Annotated in this window: 18 protein-coding genes; 4 read left to right on the plus strand and 14 right to left on the minus strand. The window is 57.8% G+C overall.

All coding sequences use genetic code 11. From position 1 onward, the window contains the following. Positions 1–3 precede the first annotated feature (3 nt). Together ACZ5AC_RS03570 and ACZ5AC_RS03575 are read right to left on the minus strand one after the other, a co-directional pair. The gene (locus ACZ5AC_RS03570) at positions 4–1,410 is read right to left on the minus strand and encodes an NfeD family protein (RefSeq protein WP_464250591.1); all 1,407 of its coding nucleotides are present in this window, start codon (positions 1,408–1,410) and stop codon (positions 4–6) included. A gap of 289 nt (positions 1,411–1,699) precedes the next feature. Continuing rightward, the gene (locus ACZ5AC_RS03575) at positions 1,700–3,040 is read right to left on the minus strand and encodes a dihydrolipoyl dehydrogenase family protein (protein WP_464249586.1); all 1,341 of its coding nucleotides are present in this window, start codon (positions 3,038–3,040) and stop codon (positions 1,700–1,702) included. A gap of 479 nt (positions 3,041–3,519) precedes the next feature. On the opposite strand from ACZ5AC_RS03575, the gene ACZ5AC_RS03580 reads away from it, so the two are divergent. The 4 genes from ACZ5AC_RS03580 to ACZ5AC_RS03595 all read left to right on the plus strand — a co-directional run bounded on the left by ACZ5AC_RS03580 (position 3,520) and on the right by ACZ5AC_RS03595 (position 6,625). After that, positions 3,520–4,182, plus strand: a complete 663-nt coding sequence (locus ACZ5AC_RS03580) for a thermonuclease family protein (protein WP_464249587.1) — start codon at positions 3,520–3,522, stop codon at positions 4,180–4,182. A gap of 231 nt (positions 4,183–4,413) precedes the next feature. Next, positions 4,414–4,758: a helix-turn-helix domain-containing protein gene (locus ACZ5AC_RS03585; protein ID WP_464249588.1), complete on the plus strand. Its 345-nt coding sequence runs from the start codon at positions 4,414–4,416 to the stop codon at positions 4,756–4,758. Continuing rightward, positions 4,742–5,995 (plus strand): type II toxin-antitoxin system HipA family toxin, encoded by a 1,254-nt coding sequence (locus tag ACZ5AC_RS03590; RefSeq protein ID WP_464249589.1) that lies wholly within the window; start codon positions 4,742–4,744, stop codon positions 5,993–5,995. The genes ACZ5AC_RS03585 and ACZ5AC_RS03590 overlap by 17 nt, the downstream gene beginning before the upstream one ends. Positions 5,996–6,103: 108 nt before the next feature. Beyond that, the gene (locus ACZ5AC_RS03595; protein ID WP_464249590.1) at positions 6,104–6,625 is read left to right on the plus strand and encodes a type 1 glutamine amidotransferase domain-containing protein; all 522 of its coding nucleotides are present in this window, start codon (positions 6,104–6,106) and stop codon (positions 6,623–6,625) included. 125 nt (positions 6,626–6,750) lie between these two features. Here the strand turns inward: ACZ5AC_RS03595 and ACZ5AC_RS03600 are convergent, their stop codons facing one another. From ACZ5AC_RS03600 to ACZ5AC_RS03655, 12 genes are all read right to left on the minus strand, one after another. Further along, positions 6,751–7,011: a 5'-nucleotidase gene (locus tag ACZ5AC_RS03600; protein ID WP_464250592.1), complete on the minus strand. Its 261-nt coding sequence runs from the start codon at positions 7,009–7,011 to the stop codon at positions 6,751–6,753. Further along, positions 7,007–8,118, minus strand: a protein-coding gene (locus ACZ5AC_RS03605) for an IS3 family transposase (protein ID WP_464249591.1) whose coding sequence is annotated in 2 segments (ribosomal slippage) — positions 7,007–7,869 and positions 7,869–8,118 — 1,113 coding nt in all. Because the reading frame shifts where the segments join, the coding sequence is not laid out codon by codon here. The genes ACZ5AC_RS03600 and ACZ5AC_RS03605 overlap by 5 nt, the downstream gene beginning before the upstream one ends. A 27-nt stretch (positions 8,119–8,145) precedes the next feature. Further along, entirely contained in the window at positions 8,146–8,895 is a 750-nt protein-coding gene (locus tag ACZ5AC_RS03610; protein WP_464249592.1) for a 5'-nucleotidase, read from the minus strand. A 137-nt stretch (positions 8,896–9,032) separates the two neighbouring features. Continuing rightward, on the minus strand, positions 9,033–10,382 hold the full coding sequence (locus ACZ5AC_RS03615; protein ID WP_464249593.1) for a hypothetical protein: 1,350 nt from the start codon (positions 10,380–10,382) through the stop codon (positions 9,033–9,035). Between the two features lie 10 nt (positions 10,383–10,392). Beyond that, positions 10,393–12,429: an ATP-binding protein gene (locus tag ACZ5AC_RS03620; RefSeq protein ID WP_464249594.1), complete on the minus strand. Its 2,037-nt coding sequence runs from the start codon at positions 12,427–12,429 to the stop codon at positions 10,393–10,395. Between the two features lie 3 nt (positions 12,430–12,432). Next, positions 12,433–13,446: a DNA-methyltransferase gene (locus ACZ5AC_RS03625; protein ID WP_464249595.1), complete on the minus strand. Its 1,014-nt coding sequence runs from the start codon at positions 13,444–13,446 to the stop codon at positions 12,433–12,435. A 99-nt stretch (positions 13,447–13,545) separates the two neighbouring features. Further along, the gene (locus ACZ5AC_RS03630; RefSeq protein WP_464249596.1) at positions 13,546–13,875 is read right to left on the minus strand and encodes a hypothetical protein; all 330 of its coding nucleotides are present in this window, start codon (positions 13,873–13,875) and stop codon (positions 13,546–13,548) included. A gap of 472 nt (positions 13,876–14,347) precedes the next feature. After that, a complete protein-coding gene (locus ACZ5AC_RS03635; RefSeq protein ID WP_464249597.1) occupies positions 14,348–15,538 on the minus strand; it encodes a helix-turn-helix domain-containing protein in 1,191 nt (396 codons plus the stop codon). Positions 15,539–15,550: 12 nt separating this feature from the next. Further along, positions 15,551–15,865, minus strand: a complete 315-nt coding sequence (locus tag ACZ5AC_RS03640; protein WP_464249598.1) for a type II toxin-antitoxin system HigB family toxin — start codon at positions 15,863–15,865, stop codon at positions 15,551–15,553. Between the two features lie 404 nt (positions 15,866–16,269). Further along, positions 16,270–17,334 (minus strand): ABC transporter ATP-binding protein, encoded by a 1,065-nt coding sequence (locus ACZ5AC_RS03645; RefSeq protein WP_464249599.1) that lies wholly within the window; start codon positions 17,332–17,334, stop codon positions 16,270–16,272. Beyond that, the gene (locus ACZ5AC_RS03650) at positions 17,331–19,022 is read right to left on the minus strand and encodes an ABC transporter permease (RefSeq protein ID WP_464249600.1); all 1,692 of its coding nucleotides are present in this window, start codon (positions 19,020–19,022) and stop codon (positions 17,331–17,333) included. Before ACZ5AC_RS03650 ends, ACZ5AC_RS03645 begins: the two co-directional genes overlap by 4 nt. Next, the gene (locus ACZ5AC_RS03655; RefSeq protein ID WP_464249601.1) at positions 19,006–20,007 is read right to left on the minus strand and encodes a Fe(3+) ABC transporter substrate-binding protein; all 1,002 of its coding nucleotides are present in this window, start codon (positions 20,005–20,007) and stop codon (positions 19,006–19,008) included. Before ACZ5AC_RS03655 ends, ACZ5AC_RS03650 begins: the two co-directional genes overlap by 17 nt. Between the last annotated feature and the right edge of the window lie 153 nt (positions 20,008–20,160).

Genomic DNA, 20,160 nt, shown 5'->3' on the forward strand with positions numbered 1-20,160 from the left:
CTTTTACTGTTTGCCGTTGCCGGTTGACGTCGGGGTGACGGCGAGGACGAGTCCCTCGTCCTCCATGGTGATGACGCGGACCTTGTCGCCCCGTCGGATCGGGTGCTCCGAGCGGGCCGACCAGTCTTCGCCCCGCAGGTGCACCCGCCCGAGCCCGTCGATGAAGTCCTCGATGGCCTCGGCTTCGAGTCCGGCCATGGCCTCGCGGTGGCTTAGCCTCGGTTTGCGCAAGGTGCGGGCGGCAACCCAGACGATGCCGCCGAAGATCAAGGCCGAGACGGCTCCCATGCCGGCGATCACGGCCAGGTTGATGCGAAATTCGGGTACGTCGCCCTCGAAGAGGATGATCGAGCCGGCCACCACCGCTACGATGCCGCCGATGCCGAGGATGCCGAAGGCCGGGACGAACAGCTCCACCACGATCAGCGCCAGCCCGAGCATGATGAGCGCCAGCCCCGCGTAGTTCACGGGCAGGATCTGGAAGGCGTACAGGGCCAGCAGCAGGCAGATGCCGCCGATGACGCCGGGCACCAGGGAGCCCGGGTTGTATCCCTCGAGGATCAGTCCGTAGATGCCCACCATCAGCAGGATGTAGGCCAGGGTCGGGTTGGTGATGATGGCCAGGAGTTCGGTGCGCCAATCGGTCTCGATCTCGACCGGGGTCAGGCCGGCCGTTTCGAGGACGCGCGTGCCGTTGTCCATGCGCACCTCGCGCCCGTCGATGGCAGTGAGCAGCTCCGGCAGGCTGGCGGCGACGACGTCGATGACCTTCTGCTCCAGCGCCTCGGACGCGGTGAGGCTGACGGCTTCGCGCACCGCGCGTTCGGCCCATTCGGCGTTGCGGCCATGGCGCTCGGCCAGCCCCTTGATGTAGGCCACCGCGTCGTTGACGACCTTGCGGCCCATGGCGTCGCCGGGCAGGTCTTCCGGGTCTTCCGTCGCGTTCGCCCCCTCCGTCTTGTTTCCGCTCTTTTCCAGCTCGTCCCAGGCGCGTTTCCAGGGCGAGGGCGGCTTGTCCCGGCCGCCGTCCCCGCCGCCGATCTGCACCGGCGTGGCCGCGCCGAGGTTGGTCGACGGGGCCATGGCCGCAATGTGGCTGGCGTACATGATGTACGTCCCGGCGCTGGCCGCGCGGGACCCGGCCGGCGCGACCCAGGTCACCACCGGCACCTCGGAGGCCAGGATCTTGCGGATGATGTCGCGCATGGAGGCGTCAAGCCCGCCGGGGGTGTTCATGCGCAGCACGACCACCCCGGCGCCTTCGCGTTCGGCCCGGGTGATGTTGCGCACGATATGGTCACGGGTGGCGGGGCCGATGGCGTCATCGACGGTCAGGACATAGGCCTGCTTCCGCTCCGCGACCGCCTCCTGCGCCGGAACAAGAAGGGCGAGCGCCAGAATGAAGAGCACGGTCAGCAAGCCGCCTGCTCGGGCTGCGTTGATCAAACTGTCATGGGTCATGCCAGGAACATAAGGCCATTATTGCCTGGATACAAGGCTGGGGAGGATTTTATCCGGGTGGCGCGCTGATTTTGCGGTGGGTGGAGAACAAAAGCGGCTTGCGATCCCGGCCGAAGCCGAATTGATACGCAAGCCGCTGTCACTCGATCCTTTTGACGGGAGATCCTGGGCGTACATGGACGCGGCTCCGCAGGGGAATGCCGTCCGCTCAAGCGGCGGGCCTTCCCTGCCGACTCCCTCACACCATGTACTTCAGTTCATACCCGCAGGTGGGGTATGCCCACACGGTATCCCTGACCTTGGAGACGGGGATTTCCTGACGGACGATCAGCGCGAAGAGGTTTATCATCTCCTCGGCGTTGTGCCCGAGAATATGCGCGCCGAGAACGCGGTCGTTTCGTTCGTCGACGAGCACCCGCGCCCTGCCGACCGCTTCGCCCAGCCGCTTCCACGAAAACGAGTCCGCAAGATCGGTCTCCTTGACCTTGAATTCCAGACCGCGCTCCCGGGCCTCGGCTTCCAGCAGCCCCGTCTTCGCCAGAGGCGGCAGAGTGAAGCAGACGCTCGGGATGCCCGTGTAATCGACCTCGGCCGAATCGGGATGCAGGATGTTCGCGGCGGCCACCCGGCCCTGGATGGTGGCCACGGGCGTCAGGGCCAGGCCCTGGTCGGCGACGTCGCCGATGGCATAGACATGCGGGTTCGACACGCTCTGCATGCGGCTGTTCACCGCGATGCCCGCAGGCCCGTGCTCAACCCCCGCTTGAGCGAGATCAAGCCTCGAGACGGCGGCTCTGCGGCCGGTGCAGTTGAAGACCATGTCGGCCTCGACGACGTCGGAGCCGTGCTCCCCGCAATGCACGCGATAAACGCCGGCCACGCGCTCGACGGCCTGGACTGGTCTCTCCAGCCTGATGTTGATCCCGGCGGCTCTCGATGCTTCGACCAGCGCCCGGCTCAATACGGGGTCGAATTGCCGCAGAACGCGGTCTGAGCGGTTGAGGAGGACCACTTCTGCACCCGCCATGCGGGCGATGTGCGCGAATTCGAAGGCGATGAACCCGCCGCCGATGAAGACGATGCGGCGCGGCAATTGCTTCAGGTTCAGAAAATCGTCGCTGACGGGCAGGCCCTCGCCGCCGGGAACCGGGAGCGGGCTCGATTCCTGCCCCACGCAGACACAGACGTGCGGCGCGGTGAGCGTCTCGCCGTTGACCTCCACTGCGCGCGGCCCGACAAACTTCGCAGCGCCCAGCCACGTCTCGATGCCCATGCCTTCGTACGCCTTGCGCGCACTCTCGGGGACCGGGTCCACAAAGGATTGCTTGAAGCGCATGAGCTGCGGCCAGTCGATGGAGATGCCGCCCGCAACCCCGCTCCCGGTCATGCCGGCGACCATGTGCATGGCCTCGGCGCCGCTCATGAGGACCTTCTTCGGGTTGCAGCCGCTGAGCGGACACACCCCGCCATACGCAACGGCCTCGATCATCGCGACCTTCTTCCCCGCCCGCGCCAAGGGACCGGCCACCCCGCCGCCCGCCGGCCCGCCGCCAACAACGATGACATCATACTGCTTCATGCCCCACCCTGTTCCGTTCTGGTTTGCTCGTCACAATCAGGCCGCAACTCCGCTGCCGTGATGGTTTTTGATGCACGAATCCGCATCAGGTTGCTCCATGATGATGGCTGTAAACCATAGCGCACGGTTTTGCCTACCGGCTTTTCAGCACGGTCAACGGCGAATCGGGGGGTAACGCGTGAGCACTCCGCTCGGGATGAGGATCGATAAACACACCCCCGCGTTGAAAGCGATGGCTGCGCAAACGGTGAACGCCTGCCGGGATGGATACGGTTCGTCAAAAGAGAATCCGCGCGCCTTGCCTTTGCCTGAGATACCCTGCATTCGCACCAAAGCGTATGCGGGGTGCCTGTTTTATGACGAATTCTAAGTATGACGCATGATGGCGGCCTGCCCTTGTTGAGCAGTCTGTCTGACAACATTTGTTGCTGACCCGGGATGGGGGGAGAGTTATGGCCGGAGGAAAATGGAGGTTTGTGATGAGAATGTTCCTTGTGTGCGCGGTGCTCGTGTTGATGGCCGCCACGTCCTGGGCTTGGCAGGGGAAAGTGGTGGGGGTTGCGGACGGCGACACCATCACGGTGCTTCGCGACGGGCGCGATCAGTACAAGATCCGGCTCTACGGCATCGATGCGCCTGAGAGCAGCCAGCCGCACGGCAAGGCTTCGAAGTCCAATCTCAGCGATTTAGTTTTCGGGAAAACCGTTGATGTCGATCCGACGGACACGGACAAGTACGGCCGCACTGTGGCCAGAATCTCCGTGGCCGGGACGGACGTGAATGCCGAGCAGCTCCGCGACGGCTATGCCTGGCTCTATCGCCAATACTGCGACGGCCCCATGTGCTCGCAGTGGGCCGGGCTTGAGGCGCAGGCCAAGGCGAGCAGGGTTGGGCTATGGTCCGACAAGGCGCCCGTCGCGCCCTGGGAGTGGAGGCATGGGGGGAAGGCGTCGGCCCCGAAGAAGAGCGGCCCGATCCTCGTCGCCGCAGGTGGCGGGCCGTATCATGGGAACACAAAGAGCGGTGTTTTTCACCAGCCCGGATGCCGGAATTTCAATTGCAAGAATTGCGTCGCCGTCTTTGCGACCAGGGAAGAGGCGGTCGCCGGGGGATACAGGCCATGCGGAACGTGCAGGCCATAGGGGCGGATATCAGGGGGGGCTACCGCGACCTGTTTGACAAATCGTTCGTTAAAAACAGACCCCCATCAGCTTTTTCATGTCGTGAAAAATGGCGATATCCGCCAGTTATTTCTATGTTTTTCGCCATAAATGGCGACCGAAGAGAGTGCCCGGGAAGAAAGAGCGCGCTCAGTCACTGCCGATAAAATGAGTGATTCATATTGCATAAATATGTATAAAGCCATATATATTATGCATGTCACCCAAAAAACATCCGCGCACGATCTGCCGGGAAGCCCCGCTGCCAATCTTGAGCGCCTGGGGCGCAACATTCGCGCAGCCCGGAAGCTGCGGGCCTTAAGCATGCAGGATCTGGCCGCGCGCACCATGACCACGCGCGAGACCATCCGCCGCCTGGAAAACGGGCACCCCGGGGTGTCGCTTGGGGTGCTGGCCCATGTCCTGTGGGTTCTGCAGCTCGATGACCAGCTTGGCGGCATGGCGTCCCTGGAATCCGACCCCGTGGGCAGGGCCATGGCCGTGAGCAGGCTGCCGCGACGCGTCGCAACGGAGGTGAGCGATGACCTCGACTTCTGAGCGGGCCGTGGTCTTCATCCGCCTGTCCGGCATGGACTACGTTCCCGCGGGGCTGCTCCGGCATGAGGACCGGGCGTATTTCTTCCGCTACGGCCGTCGCTATCTGCAGCGGCCGGACGCCATTCCCCTCGACCCGGCCCGGATGCCCCTGGCCGACATGGAGTTTTCCGGAAGCAACCTTTTCAGCGCCCTGCGCGACGCCGCCCCGGACCGCTGGGGCCGCAAAGTGCTGGGACTCATGGCTGGCCGCGCCCCCGGAACCCTGAGCGAATTCGAGGTCCTGACGGCGGCCCATCACTCGCAGCGCATGGGCGCACTGGCCTTCGGCCCCACGCCGGACGGTCCGGCGTCCCTGGCTCCCTGGGCCACGGGCGATGCGTTTTGCATGGTGCCCGAAGACCTGGGGCGGGTGGCGGCCATCGTCGCCCGCGTCGATGAGGTCGAGGACGACGAGGAGTTCGATGCCGTGCGAAGCGGCATGCCTGAAGACGCGTTCCTGGCGGCCCTCGCCTCCAGCCTGTCCCTGGGCGGCGCCAGGCCCAAGGCCATGGTCACCGTGGACGGAACGTCCTGTATCGCCAAATTCTCCAAACGCGGGGACCCGTGGCGCGAACCCGTGGTCGAGCACGCGACCATGACCCTGGCCGCACGCTGCGGCATCACGGTCGCATCGACACGGCTGATGGAACTGGACGGGCATTTCGTCCTGCTGGTCGAGCGATTCGACCGCCTAAGCGGCGGTTCGCGGCACGTCATTTCAGGCTTCACGGTGACGGGGGCAGAGGAAGACGGCGACTGGGGCAGCTATCAGAACCTGGCCGAGCAGGCCCGCAGGCTCGGCGACGCGGACTGCGGCCCGGAGATATTCCGCCGCATGGCTTTCAACGCCCTGTGTTCGAACCGCGACGACCACCTGCGCAACCACGCCTTTTTCGTCTCGCGCAAAGCCATCGCCATGACCCCGGCCTACGATCTGGTGCCCTCCGCCATCCGCTTCAGGCAATGGAACCTGTCCCTGCGCTGCGGACTGGAAGGCCGCGCGGCCACACGGTCCAACATCCTGAGCGACGTCCGGCCCTTCGGGCTCAGCGAAAGTGAGGCACGGAGAATCTGGGAAGAAATGCGGGAAACGGCCGCAGGCTGGCGAGAGCATTTCGCGGGGCACGGCGTGACAAAGCGGGAGATGGAGGAACTCAGGCACCGCTTCGCATTGGCGGAAGGGTCCATGCATGAGTAACCCTTTTCCTGCAGCAGGGCTCATGGACATGCAGCGCAAGATTGGCATATGGGGACAGGCAAACTGTTTCCTCTATGTTCATCATCCGTTAACCCACCGGAGTCCGGAATGAAATTGAAAGGCCAGAGAGTCCTGATGTTTGTGGCTCACATCTATGAAGACATGGAGCTTCTCTACCCATACTACCGCCTGATCGAAGAAGGCGCCGAAGTGGTCGTTGCCGGACCTCAGGCGGGAGTCGTGTACACAGGCAAAAACGGGTATCCCTTCAAATCCACTGCCGCCATCGTGGACCAGCAGTCCAAGGACTTCGACCTGCTGGTCATTGCCGGCGGGTTCGCGCCCGACAAGCTCAGACGTGACCCCAAGGTCCTGGAACTCACCCGCGAAATGCACGAAGCCGGGAAAATAGTCGCCCACATCTGCCACGGCGGATGGATTCCGATCTCCGCGGGGATCATGAAAGGCTTCACCTGCACATCCACCCCCGGCATCAAGGATGACCTGGTCAACGCTGGCGCTACGTGGATAGATAAGGAAGTTGTCGTGGACCGGAATCAGATATCCGCACGAAAGCCTGACGATCTGCCTGCATTTTGCCGCGCCATCATAGCACAGGCAGCGAAATAGACCTTTCAGTAGCGCATACGCAAATAGTTCAGCAGAAATTACATGCCGACCTATTTGCGGTTATTCCTGGGTTCTTGGTCTCAGAGACCCAGGGTCCCAGTCTTCAAAGGATGCAGTCCCAAATTCTACGTTTTATTGACATGGTTATTTGCAATTCCAAATGGAACGTGGACTTGTGGTATTTTTGTACTATCAAGATGCGTAATCTGGTCGTCAAAGAATAAATGTGGCTTTAATACTTCGAGTACTCGTTTCTTGTCTACGCCGCCCATAAGAAAAGCCGCATCAACAGAAATACCCCATTGTTTTAATGTGTTAATCATCCTCTCATGGGATGGTGCATTCCTAGCAGTGATGACCTGCCGGGAAACTTCGGACCACTCAATTCTTGAGGGTTTCCCCCCGGTTCAGGTTTTTTCCATACTGCCGACAGAAGTGTTCGGGCGTCATGTTGTTCAGGCTTGAATGCGGGCGAACGGAGTTGTAGTGCCGCCTCCATTCCTCGATCACAACCCGCGCTTCGGCCCGACACCGGAACCATTCCATCGACAGACATTCGTCGCGAAATTTCCCGTTAAAACTCTCGTTCAATCCGTTCTGCCATGGCTTCCCAGGCTCAATCAGCGCCAAATCCAGAGATTCCCGAGCCGCCCATTTGAGCAGCGCCTTCGACACGAATTCCGGGCCGTTGTCAGAGCGTAGGCTCAGAGGAGCTCCACGTTCGCTGATCAGGCGGGACAGCACCTCGATCACCCGGCCCGACCTGATGCTGCCAGCAACATCTATAGCCAGGCACTCACGCGTGTATTCGTCCACTACAGTCAGGCATTTGATCTGCTGACCGTTTGCGCAGGCGTCGTAGACAAAGTCGTACGCCCACAGTTCGTTTGATCCCATCGGCAGTTGAGGGCGAGGCCGGGATGCAGCCACGCGTTTCCGAGGCCGCTTCCTGGGCACCTGCAACCCGGCCTTGGACCACAGCCGGAACGCCTTGTCGGCGCCCATGACATGCCCCAGACGTTCCATGAACACGTTGATCCGGCGGTATCCGAAGCGCGGATACGTCACAGCCAAGCCCGCCATCGCCGCCATCAGCGGCTTGTCCTGGGCCTCCAGCCGCGACTCGTAGTGGAGCGACGACCGGGAAGTGGATAACAGCGCACACGCCCTGCGTTGTGAAAGTCCGCGACTCCTGGCGTACGCCACCTGGAGCCGTCGGGCGGGTGCGCCTACCACTTTTTTGCGGCGATCTCCTTCATGACCTCGATTTCAAGGTCCCGTTCCGCAAGGATCTTCTTCAGCCGCGTGTTCTCTTGTTCTAGCAGGCGCAGTCGCTTCACGTCATCGGCGGACATGCCTGCAAACCGCTGGCGCCATGTATAGATCGTCTGCTCGCTGATTCCATGCTTCTTGGCCACCTGGGCCACCGGGTTGCGGTCAGCCTCGCGTAGGATACCCACCATCTGCTCTTCGGAAAATCGTCCCTTTTTCATCAGTTCCCTCGTGGTTGAGGGGGAAACCTATCTCAAGTTTCGACTGGTCTGAAAAGTGCCGGGCAGGTCAGTGACAATAGCTGTTTTAAGAATTTTATTATATCCTTCAACTTGATTTGCACGCCTTTCTTCCAGTTTTTGAAAAAACGAAATTTTATCAATAAAAGCCTTTAATGGGCCAGGATTTAAGCTAATTTCCCGATTTGCTACTTCGTGTCGATGAAATTCTTCAAGATTTCCTGATTCTTTATATATTTTTTCTGCTTCATCATCAGCGAGTACTGCATCAAAATCAAATGCAAGTCTAAGCTCCTCGTTGTCATCATCTTCAAATTCAGATTTGATTACCATCCCAGCAGCATTTCCTGTGTCAATGGCTGCTTTCACATCGTCGCCGTTAGCGCTAAGAAAAATTGTCGCGTTAAATGATTGAAGGAATGGATATGGCGAAACGCCACTCAAAAATGCTCCTCTTGTTATATTTAATCCGTATTGTTTGATAGAATTGAAAACGCGAAGACCAGTTTCTGCAGAGTTTTTAGATAATAAGACAACCTCAATCGGTTGTTCTGTATGGAAAATATTGTTTAGCCTTAATAATCTTTTTACGAATGGAAATGCAACTCCTGGCTGTAACACATCGTTTACATGTTCTTCTTGATATTTTTTATAAGCATCCGGGCCATCATTTTTAAACACTAAATCCGCTTCACCCAAATCAAAAATAGCACTGGACGCCATAGCGACAACAAATTTCCTATCTATTGGGTACGCCATACGCAATATTTACCACTTATGATGTAAGCAATTATATAAAATATATATGTTTTTTTATATACAATCAGGCTGATTGAAATGGTATAAGTCATGGCTCATGACTCGAGCCTTTGCCAAATTAATTGCCAGACAGTTCACTAAATTTTTGATTTGGCAAAATGCATAAGTATCTGGCTGCTCGGATGGGCCGCGAGGCTTACTAGTTTATTGGCGAGAACAATCGGGATAAGTGCGGAGTCGTACATATCACAATGTAGCTCTTCAATATGTGTTAGCACCAAATCAAGATTTGGCAGATCTTCTGTCTTTGGCTCCTTCTTTAGCTTTCTAACAGGCAGCGAAAGAACGTGCATTTGCCCTGAATGAGTTTTAAATATTACTTTATGTCCGTAGTAAGACGTCGACGCATAGGGTTTTGTTGGGTCTTCTTGTCCAGGAGATATATATCGATAGATGTACTTGTCCCCGAGTATCAGGTAGGATCCAGCTGGCATCAGTTGCTGAACGTCCCTGGCATGGTCAACAAAAGCGCCACTCTTCTCCAAACCGGCCAGAAGTAGGTTGTGATTGTCCAGGAGCCAGCAAACCAGTTCGTTCATCAAAACATGAAGTCTTGCGGTTTGTCCAAAGAAGCCTGTGGGCCGGTCCATGATGAATAGTACGTTATTCATTATGCCAGGCTGATAGCGCAGAACATGCCGTATGATGTGAAGGATTACCATGTGTTCGATGACACCAGCAAGGTAGCCGCATACGCCAGCAGCGCCCATTTCTTCATCGATAACCTCATGGAAGCGGAATATGTCTGTCAGATAAAGGGTCCCGCCCGTTACAGGACATGCAAAGGTTCCGTCCTTGGACATATTGATTTCTTGCAAGTTCAGGCTGTCGGATCCATTGGCGAGTGGATTGCTAGAGAGCAACCAAGTCTTGTCGACGTTTGTGCGCTGGGAAGGGTTCTTATAACGGCGATAGACAAACCACTTAAGCGTATCCAGGAGGCTCTCCTCCTCGCCCAGGGTCTCTTTAGCAAAGAAGTCATAAACCGCAATGCGTACAGACTCCAACAGCGTAGTTTTGTCCTTGAATCGCACTCCCTTAGTAGGCAGCATGAGTTTTAATCGCTCTATGTTTTTCAATCGGGCCATATCTTCTGGCGCGATGTAAGGAGTCTGTTCAAGCTTCTTTAAGTCGTCTCGTTCAAAACGGAGAGCGCCGAACTGGAAGAAGTGTATGATCGCCGATGGGAAGTCCTTTCTGACCTTGGTTTCAGTGTAGCCTCCGTCAACTGCCACCACGTCAGTCACGGTACTAGTCTTAACAGGCTGGAAACTCAGCACCAAGTCGGCTAACGATTCATTCTTCATGAGCGGCGGAATCCACAAGTGGCTCAGCTTCGCTTGGACAATTGGGTCGTTGATAATATGGTGGTGCGTCGCTTTGCTTGCAGCCTCGAATGGCTTGGGTCCCGTCGATGAATAGCCCATGGTGACCTCCTTACAGCGTCTGTTGTTTTTCAGGAGGGAACCGGTCAACCTGAACTGGCACGACGAAGGCGTTGCTGTAGGTTTTCATCCGGACAAAGCCCTTGTCGGTATCTTGGCTAAACCGAATTAGGCTATCAGTGAAATCGCTGAAGTCGTAGTATTTACGCAACTCGCGGATTTCGTCCTCGTTGTTCAGGTGAGAGATAAACCAGTTTTGTGTTGCCTTAAGGATGTTGGAGCTGATAGAGCTTACTTCCTGAGTGGCGTAGACAAGCCCCAGGTGCAGCTTGGCGCCTTCCTTGGCTACGCGGTTGTAAATTTGGGATAGATCTTTGTCTTCCTTCTTCGGAAAAAGGTTGTGTGCTTCCTCAAAATAGAACTGGATGAAGTTGTTAGGCTGTGCGGTAGTGAATCGGCGCATCGAATCCCTGAATATATAGCGAGTAATCCGCTCCGTGAACATGCGTTGTACAGCTTCGTCCCCAAGAGACAAGTCGACAATGACGATACGTCCGTTACGGAGCTGCTCTAGGATGTCGCGGTCAAATGGCGCTTGCACGGTGGCAGTATGCTGTGGAATAATATCTTTCAGAATCCGGAAGCCGGCACAATCTGGGCTACCACCAGAGCTGCGTTTCCGAGTCAAAATGGTCAAGAGCGCTTTAAGGTCGTCGTCAGCCCACTCCTTATTTTTTTGGTGTTTGTACTGTTGAAACGCAGGGCTGGTGTTATAGACTTCCCATAGTTTTTCCCACCAAGTTGCTGCTGCATCAAGAGTAAGCCCGTGACTCGGGTCAACATTTGGATCAACATCTGCACGCACTTCCTTGTTGGCAGAAAACTTGACTTTAAAGCCTGATGGTGGCGTAAAGCCTGCCCTGAATAGGCATGCTTGGTAGGCGGCAAGTCTACGGTCATAGCGCTTTTTCGCAGACTGGTTGGTCGCGTAGTCATTGGGCTTATCCATCACTACGTTTCTGAAATTCGTGGTGAAGCGGGATGAATCGTCCGCGATGCTAGGGTATGAGCAAATTAGTTCAAAGCCAGTTTCTACTTCGTTGTAGAAGTTGACCTTCATCTCCTTAAAGTTGGGTTTTTGCACGGTTGAATAACGTTCCGTGATTACTTTATATAAGTCGAATATTGCAGTGCCCTGGTCCTGTAGGTTTGGATTGGCATATTCGCCGTTAATATCGAATATTATTTGTCCGATTGGGTATTTTGGTGCGCCATCTTCAGTGAATGGCTTCAATACTTCGTCTAGATTTTCTTTGGTTTGACCAAGTATGTGCGGAGCCCTCTCGCTCATTTCTACATTGGCTTGGATAATTTTCTTGACCGTGTTGGACTTGCCAGTACGAGTCATGCCAAACATGGCGGTGCGCTTGCCGGCAAAGTCTTGAGTTTGAGCAAATACAGGAACTTCGGGTTCATGAGACTGAAAGCGTCTGCTTGAGCTATAGCGTACTTTGCCAACGCGGATATCGGCAGAACCACCTGGTGTACCGTGAACTCGGTAGTTTACGATGTATTTTAGAATGTCAGGTGACGGTTTGATGACTGAATAGTTGTGCGCGCTGTAAAAATTTTCCAAATCAGCGCCGAAACGGATAATCCCCTTATCATCCTTGTAGAAACAGCCAAGAATGGTGCACTTCAAGCCGCTGAATGAAAATTCATAACGGGTAAAGCTGTCCAGTTGTGTCCGTTTGGTCTCCCCTGTGCGAATATCTTCCTTGTAGTACTCGACCATGCTACTGACAACCTCGGCGTCAGTGGGTAGCGAGGAAGGTTCAATTACCCTGAGTAGTACCGCTTCCATCGTACTGTCATCATTCGGTTCGTTGTCATAGTAGGCAAGTAAGAAGCATCCCTGCTGTATTCCGCTAGCCTTTAACTTCCAGGCATCTGCGACCAGAATATCGGCACTAGCATAACTCAGGCGGAATGGGCGCCCGACAAAGCAACCCGTATCCCACAGCAGCTTTCCGCCCTCTTCTTTGCGCTTGAATATGTTTGTCTGTGATAGTTGTTTGCTTATACTCATTTCCTACTCCATTACAGATAAAACAGGGTCGTTGAACCGAATAAGAGACTGCTCGACATAGGCATCCTGCGCGTCTATGCCAACCCAACGGCGCCCAGCAATAGATGCTGAGTATCCAGTGGTGTTGCTGCCTGCAAACGGGTCGAGAACCAAGTCTCCCTTGTCTGTCAGAAACTCAATGAAAAATGACGCGAGCCCTAAAGGCATACGTGCTGGATGGGGTGTTATGCCCAACCTTTTGCACTCGCGGTGGAAGAAGTCATTCGACGCACTGTTTGCAAAGGAAAACACATTGGGCAAACGCACCTCTCTCAACGGATCCAATGCTTCCATTTCGAAAAGGTTGTGTGCTATAGAACCTCCATGATCCTTGAGAAAACTGGTCTCGCTAATAACGTGCTCTGATGGGCGCTTCCCCGCATTGTAGCGTCTATTTTTGAGCAGATTTTTCATAGATTTACTATAGGGGCGCAGCACCTTGGAGTTGTCGGCCTTCGGGAAGTCCTGCTTAGCTAGCCACCAGACATGTGTGAAGCTATCCACTGCGCGGATGCGATTTACAGTAACCCATTGAGCTGGAGAAGGAAGCCGCGATGGATTGTAGCAAACGAATTGTTGGATAAGGCGCAAGCCAGCGTCCTTGTGCTTGGTGAAGCCTAGTAGCGACTCAAGATGAAGCAAAGACTGTACAGGCCTACCTGATTCCCAGGCATTGCCAATCTCTATCACTAATGATCCGTCTTCTGTTAGGAGTTCGGATAATATTGGCGCTAGAGAAATGAACCATTCGCGGTAGGCGTCACCCGCAAGATTGCCATAACTCTTCTTTTCGTTTAGCGGATAGGGTGGAGATGTTATAATTAGATTCACTTGGCCCTTTATTGCGTCAAAATCCTTACTAGTAAGCAATTTTGCTGCGTCTCCTATGAAGTAAGCGCCATAGTTTCTTTTATATGCTGCAAGTTGATATGGGAGTTTGTCAATGCGGTTCGCATTATTTTCTATCTGTATATTCATATTTATTAATTAAATGTTGAGATAGGTGTCATATAAGGATGGTAAAGTGTATCTTAAATTTGTTTTGGTATTATTCTAATTTGATAGATGTATTTTTCTTCAATTCGACTCAATCGCCACCACTTTCCACCACTTTGCCCTTTCCCACGCAGTGAACTTCGCTTCGAACAGTTCCCCCTTGCCGCAAAAATCCCTGACCAAGGCGTACGTCCTGTACGTCCTTCCTTCGTCGTTTGAGACGTAAAGTCCGATCTGGAGCGGATTCTTCATCGGCCCGCTACTGACCCTGCCGCTGACCGTGACCTCTTTTCCCTGTTGCATGGCGTTCACGTTCGTGAAGACATGGCCGTTGAAATGCCACGGACCTTCGGCCCAGGAGCGGGGCGTCCAGATTGCGAGAAGAACAAGGACGAGAAGTGCGTATTTCATTGTGCAGGTCGGTGCGCGTCCTGTTACGGGCTAGTGCCAAGCATTCGGTTAATTGGGCTATGGTCGGGTAGCAATATTTGTTGAGTTGATCAAGGGGGGATGATTGTAAGACACGGGTCGCGGACAGTATTATTTTCCTGATTGTGCGGCTCTGATAACTTAGTAGTGATATGGAAACATGCCCGGTCGCTTCTCCGGTTCCATTGGGCGCGTCACATGCGTGGGGTGTTGTCATACACGTTGATGGTCGGCATATATAGCAATCGTGCCGCGTAACGGTGAGCGACCGGTTGCGTTCCGGATCGAGAGGGCGGGAAGAAGCAAGCTGAGGGCGGAAGTCTGGGCTGCAGGCAATACAAACGCGGCTGGCAGGTCCGGTTGGTCGCTGCGAGACGCTGATTTGTCTGCCGCCAGCACCAGGGCTCGAACATGGGCAAGCCGGGATTGGGAAGCATAAAAGCGCCTGTCGGCCTCAATCTGCAGGGCTCTGCCCGGCTTCAAAATAAGCGCGGACGCGCCCCCGGCCGACGAGCCTGGAGAATTTTCTGTATTCGTTTGCCTTGTATTGCACGCGGCCCGCGACGATGGAAACGTCGACATCGCACTCTTGAGCCAGTCGGATGACCGACTCCAGGGTTGCCGTTGCCGGGTCCGGGATGATCGAATGGAATGTTTCGGCCGGGATCGTCACGGCTTCCACCAATTCGTTCGCTTCGCGTTCGACCTTTTCCAGATCGTCCGGGTCAAGAAGGTCGTCAGCCAAATAATCCTTCACGTGGCCGCATACGATGTGCGCGGCTTCGTGCAGGAAGGTGAACCAGAAATAATCCTTCCGGTCGTAGCGCAAACTCAGGCCGATGGCCGGGCGCCCCCCGTCGAGAACCACCACGCCGCCGTCAATCTTCGATTTTTTGTAATGGGCAACGTGGACGACGGGAATTCCGCGATCTGCGAGATGACGGATGGCCGACTGTATCCCGTTTCGCTTTTTGGACAGATGCGCGAGGTCGGACAGGTCGGATCGGCTCAGCCCCTTGTATGGCTGCGCTGGAAGATTGTCCTGCGCCCGTTTGCCGACTTCGACGAGCCAGGCCTTGATGGCATACGGGTCGCTTGCCGGTCCCGGCCTGAGGCCCTGGCGCAGCCTGGCCGCAGCGAAGTCCAGTCGCGCGTCTCCGATGAGTCCAGTCACAAGTTCGCGCGCATCGATCGCCAGGGTTTTGAATGAGGCCCGTCGGTATTTTTCCCCGAACAAGCCTCTCCTCGCCATTTCTACCAAGGGAAAGGCCTCCCAGTTCACGGATGACTCTTCGCTCGTCCCTCCGACCAGTGCCGTCAAGGGGATTTTCAGTTCATTGGACAGGATGCGGATTTGGTTGACGGTCAGGTCTTTGGATCCGTTCAGGAGCTTTGAAACGGCGCTCGCCGACCCGAGATATTTGGCCATATCTTTGGGGGTCAGGTTGTTCTCTTCCATGAAGAGCTTCAGCACCTCCGACACTGGGGCTTCCGGAATAGGGTAGTGCTCCTCTTCGAATTTTTCGACCAAAATCGCCAGCACTTCCAGTTCGTCAGCCTCGGGCGATCCTTCGGGGGCCGAAATGAGCTCTTCGATTCGAGCCAGCGCCTGCATGTGGTCCGCATGGTCACGGATGGGCTTCATGGTCCCCGCCTCCTATTTTGAGTTGTCCACGGTATCGACGTCGACGGCGTCGTACTCCGGATGATTGCCTACGAATTTCACGTAGACGACCCCTGCCGCATAATTGATGGACGTCACGATTCTGAGCTTGTTGCCTGCACAGTTGAAAACGACTCGCCCTCCTGGGCGGATGCTGGCGTTTCCAAAGGTTGCCTTGACGTCCATCGGGGTTTTCCATCGCTGCCCTTTGGCGATCCTGTGCCAGGCGGACAGGGGATCTCGGGCATAGGCGTTTTCTGGTGTCCTTTCCCAATAATCACGCAATAATTTGATGGAAATGACGTGCATATGGATGACGTCTAATTTTTGGACATATTGTTGTCAATATATAATTTTACAAAAAAGAAACTCTTATACTGATACTGCTCAATCCATCAGGAACGCGCAGGAATTTGCTGCGGGGAAGGTGGGGCATGGCGGGCCGGAAAAGAAAAGCGGCTCCGGTGACTATCGCAAGTAACCGGAGCCGTTGAGTTGGCTGGTGATCCCACCGTGACCCGAAGAGGGGCTAACCGAGATCAGGATTCGTTCAACATACTGGAGAGCGCCTGAGCACCGAGCTGTGTATGTCCGGACGAGTAAGGTTTGTTCCTGAAGCGGTTGCGTTTTGGGGTGGCGCTCCTGAAGGAAGAGCCTGAGCGGGTGATTGTGAAGCCGGCTTCCTCTGCTTCTTTTTCCCCGGCGGTGGTGGGTCAGTCTTCCGGGAACGCGCAGGCTTCGGGTTCCGCCGTGGCCGGGAAGACGATCACGTCTTCGAGGTCGGCGCGGATGCCGAGTCTTTCGCCGACGGCGTGGTCGTGGTGGCTGGGCACCTGGGCCAGGACCGTGTCCCCGGTATCCAGGCGCAGGGAGTAGAGGATGCTCGACCCGCGGAAGGTCCGGGAGATGATTTCGGCCTTGAAGGGGCTCCCGTCGTCGTGCACCACATCCTCGGGGCGCACCAGCACCTGCACCCCGGCCGCATCCGCTTCGTCCCGCACCCGGAACTCCCCGAGTCCGCAGTGCAGCGTTCCGCCTCCGACCCTGCCCCCGATGAACGTACCTTCCCCGACGAACCCGGCCACCGTGACCGTGGCGGGGCGGTGGTAGACCTCGTGGGGCGTGCCCCACTGGTGCATGGTCCCGCAGGAGATGACGCCGATCCTGTCCGCCATGGCGTAGGCCTCGTGCTGGTTGTGCGTGACCAGCAGGGCCGTGATGCCGCGCTGCTTCAGGATGGAGCGGATTTCCCTGGACAGGGATTCCCGCAGGGAGACGTCGAGATTCGAGAAGGGCTCGTCCATGAGGAGCAGGCGCGGCTCCGGGGCCAGGGCGCGGGCCAGGGCCACGCGCTGCTGCTGCCCGCCGGAGAGTTCGTAGGGATACTTGTGGCCGGAGTCGGCCAGCCCCACGGTATCGAGCATCGCGCTCACGATGGCCTGCCGCCTGCCGCGGTCCATGCCGGCCAGCCCGAAGCCGACGTTGCCGGCCACGGTCAGGTGCGGGAAGAGGGCGTAATCCTGGAAAACCATGCCGATGCGGCGCTCTTCGGCCGGCACGAAGCGCGGGCCGGAGACGGTCTCGCCGTCAAGGACGATGCTGCCGGATTCGATGTTCTCGAACCCCGCGATGCTGCGCAGCAGCGTGGTCTTGCCGCAGCCGCTGGGCCCCAGCAGGCAGCCGATCTCGCCCTTTTCGAGCTGGAAGGAGATGCCGTCGGCCACGCGGTGGGCCCCGTAGTGTTTGGTCAGTCTGTCGACCTGAAGGAATGGGTTCATGACTGCTTCCGTGCTTCGGTTTTGCGGGTGAGGAGCATGATGGGCAGAAGGCCGGCGGCGATGAGGGCCAGGGCGGGCGCCGCCGCCAGCCGCCATTCGCCCTCGGAGGTGAATTCGTAGATTTTCACGGCCAGCGTGTCCCAGCCGAAGGGGCGCATCATCAGGGTGACGGGCAGCTCCTTCATGACGTCCACGAGCACCAGGATGGCGGCCGTGAGGAGCCCGGTGCGGGTCATGGGCAGGTAGACGCGCCGCAGGAGGGCCGCGCCGCGGCAGCCCATGGTCCTGGCCGCGTCGGTGATGGAGGGCGTGATGCGCTGCATGGCGCTGTCCACGGACCCGAACCCCGCGGCCAGGAAACGGACGGCATACGCGGTCACGAGCAGGCCGAGGGAACCCTGGATGAAGGGGCTGAGTGAGATGCCCGTGGCGGCCGAAATCATGTCGAGCATGGCGTTGTCGAACCAGGCCGCGGGGATGAAGATGCCCACGGCCAGGATGGTGCCCGGCATGGCGTAGCCCAGGGTCGCGATCTTGACGAGCCAGTCCGAGCCGGGCGCGATGCGTCTGGCGCAGGCCAGCAGGAGCGACGCGGCGGACGTGACGGCGGCGGTCAGCAGGCCCAGGATCAGCGTGTTCGTGCCGAGGCCCACATAGCGCGACAGGGCGGGGCCGGCCGCCTCCCAGGCCCAGACCAGAAGCTGCAGGCAGGGCAGGGCGAAGGCCAGGGCGAAGACCAGGGCGGACACCGCGAAGGCGAGCCAGCCGCGTATCCCGGTCAGACGCAGGCGCAGTTGCGCGCCGCCGGTGCGTCCGGCTCCGGTGAAGCGCAGCCTGGCCCGGAAGCGCTGCTCCAGCACCAGGGCGGCCAGGACGAAGGCCACGAGCACGGCGGAGAGCTGCGATGCCGCGTTCAGGGAAAAGAGGCCGAACCAGGCCTTGTAGATGGCCGTGGTGAAGGTGTCGTAGTTGAAGATGGAGACCGCGCCGAAGTCGGCCAGGGTTTCCATGCACACAAGCGTCAGGCCCGCCGCGATCCAGGGGCGCGCCATGGGCACGCAGACGCGGAAAAACGCCTTGGTGGTCGAAAGCCCCAGGGTCTGCGCCGCTTCCATGGCCGTGCGGCCTTGGGTCAGGAAGGCGCTGCGGCACAGCAGGTAGACGTACGGGTAGAAGGCGAGGGACAGAATGGCGGCAACGCCGAAGACGTTGCGGATGTCCACGAAGCCCGAGCCGGGGAAAACCTTGCGGATGGCAGTCTGCACGGGCCCGGTGAAGTCGAGCAGGCCCAGGTAGACGAAGGCGAAGACATAGGGCGGAACGGCCATGGGCAGGGTCAGGGCCCAGGCGAAGAATTTCCGGCCCGGGTAGTCGCAGGCGGCGGTCAGCCACCCCATGCCGATGCCGATGACGGACGTCAGCGGGATCACGCAGGCCAGGAGGAGCAGGGTGTTGCCGACGAGGTCCGGCAGGACGTGTTCCGCGAGGTGCCCCCATATCTCCCGCTCCGGCGAAAGAAAGGAATACAGCAGCACGGCGATGGGGAGCGCGGCCACGCCCGCGATCAGCGCGGCAGGCAGGAGCAGGCCGGAGGGGCGGCTTGCGAGAAAGCGGGGCCGGGAGGAGGACCCTCCCGGTTCCGCATGCATCTGGTGTTGGGCCGACGGCATCTTATTTGTAGCCGACACGGTCCATCAGCTTGATCGCCGCAGCCTGGTATTCCCCGTACTTGGCGACGCTTAGGGTGCTGGCCTTGAACCCGCCCCAGGCGGCCACGCGCTCGTCGGCAGGCACTTCGGGGTTGGCGGGGTACTCCATGTTCAGGGAGGCGAACAGGGACTGGGCTTCGGCGGAGGACAGCCATTCGATGAGCTTGACGGCCTCTTCCTTGTGCTTGGCGTGGGTGGTGATCCCGGCGCCGGAGACGTTCACGTGCACGCCCGCTCCGTCCTGATCGGGCCAGAAGATGGCCAGGGGGCTGGCGGGCTTTTCCTCCATGAGCTTGCCGAAATAATACGTGTTCACCATGGTCACGTCCCCGACTCCCGCCGCCACGGCTTCCATGGCCTGGGCGTCGTTGGAGAAAGGCTCGACGGGGGTGTTGGCCACCCAGCCGGCGACGATCTTCTCAGCTTCGGCCTCGCCGCGTTCGGCGATGAGGGCGGCCACGAGGGACTGGTTGTAGACCTTCTTGGACGTGCGCAGCAGCAGGCGACCCTTCCACTTCGGGTCGGCCAGGTCGGCATAGGTGCCGAGATCGGCGGGCTTCACCTTGTCCGTGTTGTAGACGATGGTCCGGGCCCGCAGGGACAGGCCAAACCAGCGGTTCTGGGGATCGCGCAGATGGGCCGGGATGTTCCTTTCCAGGGTCTCGGAGACCACGGGCTGGATCACGCCGGCTTCACCGGCCAGCCAGAGGTTCCCGGCGTCGACGGTGATCAGCATGTCGGCGGGCGTGCGCTCGCCCTCGGCCTTGAGACGTTCGAGGAGGACGGGCTCCTTGTCGGTCACGTACTGGATCTTCACGCCGGTCTTGGCGGTGTACGCATCGAAAAGGGGCTTGATGAGCTGCTCGGCGCGGGCCGAGTAGACGACGAGTTCGCTTGCGAAGGCGGGCAGCGCGGAGAGCAGGGCCACCACGGAGAAGACCAGGGAGAGGATTTTTTTAGTCATGTAAATTCCTGTTCTTGGTTTTAAGGGGTTGTTAGTTGATGTATTTATTTGAAAAATTTCAAGAAAATATTTTTTCTGTGAATACAGCCACGGCATTTAATTAGCCGAATCTAATCATTGTTGCGCGAGAATTGTTCCATGGCGTACCGCTTG

This window comes from Desulfomicrobium aestuarii (assembly GCF_055385525.1).

What these genes read in the sequence shown, in the direction of transcription:
- ACZ5AC_RS03575 (WP_464249586.1), bottom strand. Translation starts at nt 3,040, where the DNA reads ATGAAGCAGTATGATGTCATCGTTGTTGGCGGCGGGCCGGCGGGCGGC.
- ACZ5AC_RS03580 (WP_464249587.1), top strand. Translation starts at nt 3,520, where the DNA reads ATGAGAATGTTCCTTGTGTGCGCGGTGCTCGTGTTGATGGCCGCCACG.
- ACZ5AC_RS03585 (WP_464249588.1), top strand. Translation starts at nt 4,414, where the DNA reads ATGCATGTCACCCAAAAAACATCCGCGCACGATCTGCCGGGAAGCCCC.
- ACZ5AC_RS03590 (WP_464249589.1), top strand. Translation starts at nt 4,742, where the DNA reads ATGACCTCGACTTCTGAGCGGGCCGTGGTCTTCATCCGCCTGTCCGGC.
- ACZ5AC_RS03595 (WP_464249590.1), top strand. Translation starts at nt 6,104, where the DNA reads ATGAAATTGAAAGGCCAGAGAGTCCTGATGTTTGTGGCTCACATCTAT.
- ACZ5AC_RS03610 (WP_464249592.1), bottom strand. Translation starts at nt 8,895, where the DNA reads ATGGCGTACCCAATAGATAGGAAATTTGTTGTCGCTATGGCGTCCAGT.
- ACZ5AC_RS03615 (WP_464249593.1), bottom strand. Translation starts at nt 10,382, where the DNA reads ATGGGCTATTCATCGACGGGACCCAAGCCATTCGAGGCTGCAAGCAAA.
- ACZ5AC_RS03620 (WP_464249594.1), bottom strand. Translation starts at nt 12,429, where the DNA reads ATGAGTATAAGCAAACAACTATCACAGACAAACATATTCAAGCGCAAA.
- ACZ5AC_RS03625 (WP_464249595.1), bottom strand. Translation starts at nt 13,446, where the DNA reads ATGAATATACAGATAGAAAATAATGCGAACCGCATTGACAAACTCCCA.
- ACZ5AC_RS03630 (WP_464249596.1), bottom strand. Translation starts at nt 13,875, where the DNA reads ATGAAATACGCACTTCTCGTCCTTGTTCTTCTCGCAATCTGGACGCCC.
- ACZ5AC_RS03635 (WP_464249597.1), bottom strand. Translation starts at nt 15,538, where the DNA reads ATGAAGCCCATCCGTGACCATGCGGACCACATGCAGGCGCTGGCTCGA.
- ACZ5AC_RS03640 (WP_464249598.1), bottom strand. Translation starts at nt 15,865, where the DNA reads ATGCACGTCATTTCCATCAAATTATTGCGTGATTATTGGGAAAGGACA.
- ACZ5AC_RS03645 (WP_464249599.1), bottom strand. Translation starts at nt 17,334, where the DNA reads ATGAACCCATTCCTTCAGGTCGACAGACTGACCAAACACTACGGGGCC.
- ACZ5AC_RS03655 (WP_464249601.1), bottom strand. Translation starts at nt 20,007, where the DNA reads ATGACTAAAAAAATCCTCTCCCTGGTCTTCTCCGTGGTGGCCCTGCTC.